6 protein-coding genes and 2 pseudogenes are annotated in these 8,007 nt (G+C 52.4%); 4 read left to right on the plus strand and 4 right to left on the minus strand.

Annotation, left to right across the window (positions count from 1 at the left end; all coding sequences use genetic code 11):
* On the minus strand, positions 1 to 1,401 hold a 1,401-nt coding region (locus CPT76_RS15095), incomplete at its 3' end, for a HAMP domain-containing protein (RefSeq protein WP_258168521.1).
* A gap of 217 nt (positions 1,402 to 1,618) precedes the next feature.
* On the opposite strand from CPT76_RS15095, the gene CPT76_RS15100 reads away from it, so the two are divergent.
* Both CPT76_RS15100 and CPT76_RS15105 read left to right on the plus strand, forming a co-directional pair.
* Positions 1,619 to 2,305, plus strand: coding sequence for a response regulator transcription factor (locus CPT76_RS15100; protein WP_105443474.1), 687 nt, complete (start codon positions 1,619 to 1,621; stop codon positions 2,303 to 2,305).
* Positions 2,302 to 3,420, plus strand: coding sequence for a sensor histidine kinase (locus tag CPT76_RS15105; RefSeq protein WP_105443475.1), 1,119 nt, complete (start codon positions 2,302 to 2,304; stop codon positions 3,418 to 3,420). Before CPT76_RS15100 ends, CPT76_RS15105 begins: the two co-directional genes overlap by 4 nt.
* A 123-nt stretch (positions 3,421 to 3,543) precedes the next feature.
* On the opposite strand, the pseudogene CPT76_RS15110 reads toward CPT76_RS15105, so the two are convergent.
* A pseudogene (locus CPT76_RS15110) lies at positions 3,544 to 5,089 on the minus strand (MDR family MFS transporter).
* A gap of 173 nt (positions 5,090 to 5,262) precedes the next feature.
* On the opposite strand from CPT76_RS15110, the gene CPT76_RS15115 reads away from it, so the two are divergent.
* A complete protein-coding gene (locus tag CPT76_RS15115) occupies positions 5,263 to 5,700 on the plus strand; it encodes a MarR family winged helix-turn-helix transcriptional regulator (protein ID WP_105444096.1) in 438 nt (145 codons plus the stop codon).
* A 75-nt stretch (positions 5,701 to 5,775) separates the two neighbouring features.
* On the opposite strand, the gene CPT76_RS15120 is transcribed toward CPT76_RS15115, so the two are convergent.
* Both CPT76_RS15120 and CPT76_RS15125 read right to left on the minus strand, forming a co-directional pair.
* Positions 5,776 to 6,375 carry a nitroreductase family protein gene (locus tag CPT76_RS15120; protein ID WP_076167585.1) on the minus strand — a complete coding sequence of 200 codons (600 nt, stop codon included), beginning with the start codon at positions 6,373 to 6,375 and terminating at the stop codon, positions 5,776 to 5,778.
* A 128-nt stretch (positions 6,376 to 6,503) separates the two neighbouring features.
* Positions 6,504 to 7,526 carry a UDP-N-acetylmuramate dehydrogenase gene (locus CPT76_RS15125; RefSeq protein ID WP_258168523.1) on the minus strand — a complete coding sequence of 341 codons (1,023 nt, stop codon included), beginning with the start codon at positions 7,524 to 7,526 and terminating at the stop codon, positions 6,504 to 6,506.
* Positions 7,527 to 7,737: 211 nt separating this feature from the next.
* On the opposite strand from CPT76_RS15125, the pseudogene CPT76_RS37440 reads away from it, so the two are divergent.
* A pseudogene (locus CPT76_RS37440) lies at positions 7,738 to 8,007 on the plus strand (endospore germination permease); the annotation flags it as partial.

The following is an 8,007-nucleotide window of genomic DNA, read 5'->3' on the forward strand; positions in this document are numbered from 1 at the left end:
CAGCTCCAGCACGCCAAGCACATGCTCCTCGAATATAATCGGCAGCAGCACGATATTGAGCGGCACGGCTTCGCCGAGACCCGAAGATATCATGACATAATCATGCGGCACATTCGTCAGCAGGATACGCTGCTTCTCCACGAGGCACTGGCCGACCAGCCCTTCGCCGGCATGGAAGCGGTTCGACAGATGCTTCCGGTTCTGGTAGGCGTAGCTGGCAAACAGCGTCAGCACCGGTTCGTCGTTCTCCGGCTCGTTGATATAGAAGACGCCGTGCTGCATCGACACGAGCGGCGCCAGCTCCGACAGGATCATGCGGCTGATGGCATACAGGTCGCGCTGTCCCTGCAGCAATCTCGAAAACTTGGCGAGATTGGTCTTCAGCCAGTCCTGCTCGGTATTGATGCGGGTCGTCTCTTTCAAGTTCCGGATCATTTCGTTCGCATTGTCCTTCAGCGCGGCAACCTCGCCGGCCGCAGCGACATCGATCGTCCGCGACAGATCCCCTTTGGCTACTGCCGTAGCCACATTGGTGATTGCACGGACCTGCGTGGTTAATGTGCTCGCCATATAGTTGACATTGTCGGTCAAATCCCGCCAGGTGCCGGCGGCTCCCGGAACGCTTGCCTGACCGCCCAGCTTTCCTTCTGCGCCGACCTCACGGGCGACGGTAATGACCTGATCGGCGAACGTATCCAGCGTCTCGGTCATATTGTTGATCGTATCGGCCAATTCGGCAATTTCGCCCTTCGCGTCCACGTTCAGCTTCTGCTTCAGATTCCCGTTCGCCACGGCAGTCACGACCTTGGCGATGCCGCGGACCTGATCCGTCAGATTGTTCGCCATAATATTAACGTTGTCGGTCAAATCCTTCCAGATGCCGCCGACCCCGCTCACCTGTGCCTGTCCGCCCAGCTTGCCGTCCGTTCCGACTTCACGGGCGACGCGCGTGACCTCGGAGGCAAACGAGTTCAGCTGGTCCACCATCGTATTGACTGATTTTTTCAGCTCCAGCAGCTCGCCGCTGACGTCGACCGTAATTTTTTTGGACAGATCTCCGTTGGCGACCGCTGTGGTCACACCGGCAATGTTCCGCATCTGGATCGTCAGGTTGCGGGTCATGTTGTTCACCGTATCGGTCAGGTCCTTCCAGGTACCCGACACATCCTTGACGTTCGCCTGGGCGCCGAGCTTGCCCTCGGTTCCGACCTCGCTGGCCACCCGCGTTACTTCCGACGCGAAATTGCTGAGCTGGTCCACCATCGTGTTCATCGTGTTTTTCAGCTCGAGCAGTTCGCCCTTGACGTCGACCGTAATCTTCTTGGACAAGTCGCCCTTCGCTACCGCCGTCGTCACTTCGGCGATGTTCCGCACACTGCGGTTTACGGGTAGATTGCTCATCTTTGAATCCTCGCCTTCGTTAATTTAAGATTTTTGTTCTTATGCGACTATCGCTCTCATTGCACAGTCAGTGTAAACAATAAATGTCGAGAACTTATGCAGATCCGCCTCCTTTTGTATGGATTTACTCATGATCGTGTTAAAACACAGTATAATTTGGGGTAAGTGATGGAGCTCCCCTACTCGAAGAAGACTAAACTGGAAAGATGGGATTCGAATGGAACCGAAGTTGTTGCTTGTGGAGGACGAACCGGGCATGCTTGAGGAGATGCAGACCTATTTGCATCGTGAGGGGTTTCGAGTATTGACCGCTCGTACCGGAAAAGAAGCGCTCATGATTGCCCGGTCTGAAAGGCCAGATCTCATTGTGCTTGATTGGATGCTTCCGGAGAAAAGCGGAATCGACGTGTGCCGTGAAATCAGACAAACCTCGAATTGCGGCATTATTATGGTCACAGCCCGTTCGGATGAAACGGATAAAATCGTCGGTCTGGAAATCGGTGCGGACGATTATTTGACGAAACCGTTCAGCTTGCGCGAGTTGTCTTCGCGTATCCGGGCATTGCTTCGCCGCTTGCGTGGACCTGAAGACAAGCCAATACTGCTTGAAAGAGACAACCTGACCATTTCCGAGACCAAATGTCAGGTGTTCAAGGATGGCCAGGAGATTCAACTGACACCGACCGAATTCAAAATTTTGCTCACATTGGCTGCGCGTCCCGGAATGGTTTTCAGCCGCCTGCAATTGTTAAAAGCCGCCCTCGCGGATGAATATATGGGATACGAGCGAACGATGGATTCCCACATCCGGAATCTTCGCCGCAAGCTGGGAGACGATTCGGCCAATCCCCGTTATATTCAAACGGTATACGGTTTCGGTTACCGATTCGGTGAACAATCATGACACTCACGGTTCGTCAAAAAATATTTGTCTGCATGGGACTGCTCGTTTTTATTATCGGAGGTGTTCATGCCGTTACCAAGCAGGCTTATATGGAGTCTTTGTTCGATCAATATCGCAAGGAAGAAATCAGTACAGCTTATTTGAACGCACTGCCCGGGGAACAAATTGAGCATTTGAAGACTTACGTTTCAGGAAAAATGCGGAAATTCGAGCTTGGGAATTGGTTCTTTTTCATCGCAACCGGGCTGTTCGCCAGTTTATGGATTTCAGGGGTGCTCACGATCCCGCTTCGAAAGCTTGTTGCCGCGATCGAACGCGTTGCGCAGGGAGATCTGGACGTGAACGTTCCTGTAAAATCCAAGGACGAATACGGCAAAGTCATCCGGACATTCAATGACATGACGCTCCGTCTCCGGGAAGCCGAGGACGCCCGCAGGCGATTGGTAGCGGATGTCGCTCATGAGCTGCGGACCCCCCTGTCGATCATGCAGCTCAAACTAGAAAATGCTCAACAGGCCGGTCAATCCGTCCCCCCGGAAATGCTGCTTAGACTCCATGACGAAGTGATCCGCTTAGGACTGCTTGTGGAAGATCTTCATGTCTTGTCGCTGGCTGAGGCGGGCCGATTGGCGCTGGATTGCAAACCGCTCGATCTCTCAGCAAGACTTGAACAAATCGTAGAGGATATGAACGTGGAGGCTGAGGAGAACGGGCTGGAAATGTGCTTCTCTTCAAACACAAGGCCGGTAACGGTGATGGCAGACGCGAGACGAATGACGCAGGTGTTCATCAATTTGTTGACAAATGCAGTTCGCTACACATCGGAAGGCGGAAAGGTTTCGGTTGTCATTGAAGATCAAGTTTGGGATCAGAATGCACTTTATGTATGTGTCTCGGTGATAGACTCCGGTATCGGTATTCCAGCCGATGAATTGGCTCACCTGTTCGATCGTTTTTATCGTGTGGAAAAGGCCCGTTCGCGGCACACAGGCGGAACGGGCCTCGGATTATCGATTGCTCATCATTTAGTCCGGGCCCACGGCGGGTTCATCCGCGTTGTGAGTGAACCCGGTCAAGGTACGACATTTAGCGTTTTTTTGCCTGTGCATACTTGAAAAAATATATCGCTCTTGTCCTATATAAAAATAGTGTCCACATTCGTGTTGTAATTAAAAGTTTGCCTTCAATCAGCAAGGGCTGCCCGTGGAAACGGACAGCCCTTGCATTTTTTAACCGATTTATACCGTTTTCTGCTGTTTTGCCGAAGCGGCCTTTTGTTCCTTGCTGACGGTGACTCTGGCATTTCCCATGCTGGCCACCACGACCGCGGCGATGGCGATCGGAATCAGCGCAAACAGGAATACGCGGGAAATGGAATGAGACATGGCATCCACGATGTTGTTGAGCACTTCCGCCGGAATTTTGGCGCGGTTGGCCGATTGGAAAATTTCCTGCGGACTGCCGACGTTGGCCATGGCCGAATTGGCGCCGCCGCCCATGCCTTTGAAATTTTCGGCAAGCCGGTTCGTGAATAAATTGTTCTGGATGGTGCCGAAAATCGTGATCCCCATCGTCATGCCGAGCGACCGCAAAAAACTGGTTGGTCGAGTTTGCTGTACCGCGGAAGCGAGGCTCCAGGTTATGCTGGGATGCCGTCGGCAGCAGCGAGAACGAGAAGCCCATGCCGAAGCCGACGATGATCATGAAGATCGTCAGATAAATCCGAGCGGTATCGGGGGTCAGCGTGCTGAGCAGATACATGCCGCCCAAATAGAAAATGACCGACATGATCATAAGGTTCCGGTAGCTTGTCTTGGTGGAGAAAATCCCGCCGATGGCGCTCCCGGCCACCGATCCCAGCATCATCGGCGTCAGGATCAATCCAGCGTTCGTAGCCGAACCGCCATACACCGCCTGCACGAAGATCGGGATGTATACCGTCATGATGATAAAGGTTCCGCCGTACAAAAACGCGAGCAGCTGTGATGCCGCAAACAGCCGGCGTTTAAACAGGAAGAACGGCAAGATCGGCTCCTTCGCTTTCAGCTCCACGAAGAAGAAGATAATGAAGAACACCGCAAAGCTGGCAAACAGAGCAATAATCGGTGCGGAGCCCCATGCATACTCCTTGCCGCCAAGCTCCAATGCGAACATCAAGCTGATGACGGCTATAACGAGCGTCGATGCGCCCCACCAGTCGATTTTTTGCTTGTTATGGGATGGGGACTCTTTGTAACTGCGCAAAATGAAAATCAGGGACACGATGCCGATCGGCACGTTGATGTAGAATACCCACTCCCAGCCGGCGTATTCGGTGATATACGCACCGAGCAGCGGTCCCACCACGCTGGCCGATCCGAATACGGCTCCGAGCAGCCCGGTCATTTTACCCCGGTTCTCCGGCGGAAAAATGTCGAAAATAATCGTAAACGCGATCGGCAGGAGCGCCCCTCCCCCGATCCCCTGAATCGCCCGGTACAAGCTCAGCTGTTCAATCGTCTGAGCCAGACCGCAGAGCGCGGACCCCAGCAAAAACACGGTTAAGCCGAAAATGAAAAAACGCTTCCTCCCGTACATGTCCGACAGCTTGCCGAAGATCGGCATGCCGGCCATCGTCGTCACCATATAGGCTGAGGTGACCCAGACGAACTTGTCCAGTCCCCCAAGATCGGATACGATCGTTCCCATGGCCGTGGCGACAATGGTATTGTCAATGGCAGACATAAAAATGGCCAGCAGAAGCCCTGCTACGACCATTTTAATGCTGCTTTTCGTCGTTTCCATTGGTTATCCCCTTTACAATGTATTGTCCCTTCCGATAAAATGAAACCAAGTCATTATCTCGGAATTCAAGTATCTCGATTATCAAGATATCCAGATTCTAAGAGGAGGTCTTGCTTTTGTCAAGTCAAAATGCTGAGGGCAACACATCACCTGAAGAACGGTTGGCTTCGCAAATGAGAAAACTGGGAACCAGGACCGTCCTGTACCAACAGCATGTCGCCAGTTCCCTCGGTTTATCCAACACCGATTTGAAATCCGTAGATATATTGTGGGAAACCGGTCCGATTACGGCCGGAGAGCTCTCCAAAATTACCGGTCTCTCCACCGGCACCGTCACCGCCCTGATCGACCGTCTGGAGAAAGCGGGTTACGTGCGGAGGGAGCAGGACCCGTCCGACAGACGCCGGGTCATGATCGTCCCCGACTATTTTGCCAGGGACGAAGTTCGCGAGACTTTCAAGCCTCTGCACGATTCCGTGGTCCGGCTCGGCTCGTCCTATACGGCGGAGCAGATCGAGCTGCTCATTGACTTTGCAGCCAAGGTCAGCGGCATCATGGAGGAGCAGATTCGCACGCTTGGCGGCGGACGTCCCAAATCGGCTGCAGAATAGCATGGCACGCAAAAAAGCACCCCGCGCTATACGTGAGGTGCTTCTCTTAGATTAAGTATAAAAATTCCGTACTGCTTATTTGAATACTTTAACGCGGTCTTCAAGCGGCTTGAATTCTTTCTCGCCTGGCTGAACTGTCGGTTTGCCGAAAGGCATTTGGGCGATCAGTTTCCAGCTCGCAGGAATGTTCCACTCTGCGGCAACCTTCTGGTCGATCAGCGGGTTGTAGTGCTGCAGGCTGGCGCCAAGGCCTTCGGCTTCAAGCGCGGTCCAGATGACCAATTGGTGCATCGCCGAAGTATGGTGGGACCATACAGGGAAGTTGTCTGCATAAGAAGGGAAGCTTGCTTGCAGTCCTTCAATGACTTCATAATCTTCGAAGAACAGGATCGTGCCGTATCCGGCGCGGAAAGCAGCCATTTTCTCAGCAGTCGGTGCAAAGCTGTCAGCCGGAACAACGGCTTTCAGCACGTTCTCCGTAACATTCCACAGCTTGTCATGCTGCTCGCCAAGCAGAACGACAACGCGTGTGCTTTGCGAGTTGAAAGAAGACGGCGTGTATTTCACCGCGTCGTTGACGATCTCCTGAATTTTCTCGTCGGAGATCACCTGCTCCTTGCTGATTCCATATATGGAACGTCTGTTCTTGAGTGCATCAATAAACTGTTTAGACATTTTTATATCTTCCTAGATTTTTAACTTGATTGTCACCCCGGTCACAAACGTGACGCAAATAACCCGCCAATCGCGGGTGAAGGCGGGTTACGGTCACATAAAGTTCACAAATTTGGAATGAAAACAGACTACTCGACGACGACGACCTCAGGTTCAGGAACGAAGCCGAACGCCTTGTCGACACCCTCCATAATCACATTCATCAAATATTTAATGTGCTCGGCGGTCGCATGGTCCGTGTTGATGATCATGTTCCCGTGGAAAGGTGAAATCATGGCGCCGCCGTATGCTTTCCCTTTCAATTCAAGCCGGTCGACCAAAGCACCGACGGGAACGCCGTAATCGTAATTGTTTTTAAAGACGGATCCGCAGGAAGGATACTCGAAATGGCGCTTGCCGTTCCGGTATTCCTCAATCTGGGTCATCGGGGCGGGCAGATGGATTCCCCGGCTTTGGAGCGCCTTCGCCTCTTCAGCCATATACGAATAGAACGAGGCCAGGGAAGACATCCCCTCTTTGTCCTTCCATCGGTTCAGCAGGCGGTTCGCCTGCTGCGGATCCATTTGCTCCGGTACGGCCAGCATATCCGCGCCCAAAATGAGCCACGGATTCATCTGGAATATGGACTGCTTATAGCCATACTTGCACTGGCTGACATCAATCGATTGGACGGACAGGGAAGGATCTTCTAGATCCACATAATACACCGTTTTGATAATGTCGCTGATCTGCCGGTGGTTGTACTTGGCGTTCATGTAAATGCCGGCCCCGAGGCCGCCCGGCAGCAAGTAGGTAAACTCGTAACCCGGGATGTTATACATCAGGCCTGCGATCGACAGCATGGACATCGGCGTCCCCGAGGAAATAAACCATTTGTCCGGGGTAATGTCCCAGTAAACCAGCCTTTTCAAAGAAATGTACAGCGTATCCTTGCGCGGATTGTCGGGAAACAGAAGATTAGAGCCCATCCCGCAGAAAAAATAGTCCAGCCCGTGGGTTCTGCATCCCTGCAGCAGCGTGATCAGCTCTTCGGCCGTTTCGGGCATGGCGAAGAAATTCGCTTCTCCGCCGATCTGATAGGACGAGTGGTTCGCAAGCGGTTCATTCCGCAAGCACAGATTTTCAAATGTCATCCGGTTATTAATCATCATGGCAAATTCTCACTTTCAACTTTCTTGTCTTTGCACGGTCCCTGGATCGGGAATCCGCGCCTCATAAGAAGCCTAACTAAATATACAGACCTATCTATTCTAATATATCGTCGGTCTTCGCGCCATGTGTCATTTTCATGAAGAAAGTATTGGCGTGAAAAACCCGGTTAATAATGGTTCTAGAATGAAGCCAGAAACCGGAGGTGACTGCATGAAAATATTAAAGGCCCGTTTGTCCCAAGGCTTCATGATGATCCTGCTGTCCGTTGGATTGATGAACCATGTCTTTATTATCCCGTTCCTTCTGCAGAGCTCAGGCCGGGATGCGTGGATTTCGGTCGCCTTGTCCACCCTGCCGCTGTTAGCGGTGACTGGAATGACTTATTTTGTGGCCAAACGAATGGGGGACCGCTCCATTCACGAATGGCTGAGTCAGGAGTATGGCCTGGGTTCTGCTGTTCTTCTGCGCATCGTTATGACC

Source organism: Paenibacillus sp. AR247 (assembly GCF_002968895.1).
In the GTDB taxonomy this organism is placed as follows: domain Bacteria; phylum Bacillota; class Bacilli; order Paenibacillales; family Paenibacillaceae; genus Paenibacillus_AQ; species Paenibacillus_AQ favisporus.

What these genes read in the sequence shown, in the direction of transcription:
- CPT76_RS15100 (WP_105443474.1), top strand. Translation starts at nt 1,619, where the DNA reads ATGGAACCGAAGTTGTTGCTTGTGGAGGACGAACCGGGCATGCTTGAG.
- CPT76_RS15105 (WP_105443475.1), top strand. Translation starts at nt 2,302, where the DNA reads ATGACACTCACGGTTCGTCAAAAAATATTTGTCTGCATGGGACTGCTC.
- CPT76_RS15115 (WP_105444096.1), top strand. Translation starts at nt 5,263, where the DNA reads ATGAGAAAACTGGGAACCAGGACCGTCCTGTACCAACAGCATGTCGCC.
- CPT76_RS15120 (WP_076167585.1), bottom strand. Translation starts at nt 6,375, where the DNA reads ATGTCTAAACAGTTTATTGATGCACTCAAGAACAGACGTTCCATATAT.
- CPT76_RS15125 (WP_258168523.1), bottom strand. Translation starts at nt 7,526, where the DNA reads ATGATGATTAATAACCGGATGACATTTGAAAATCTGTGCTTGCGGAAT.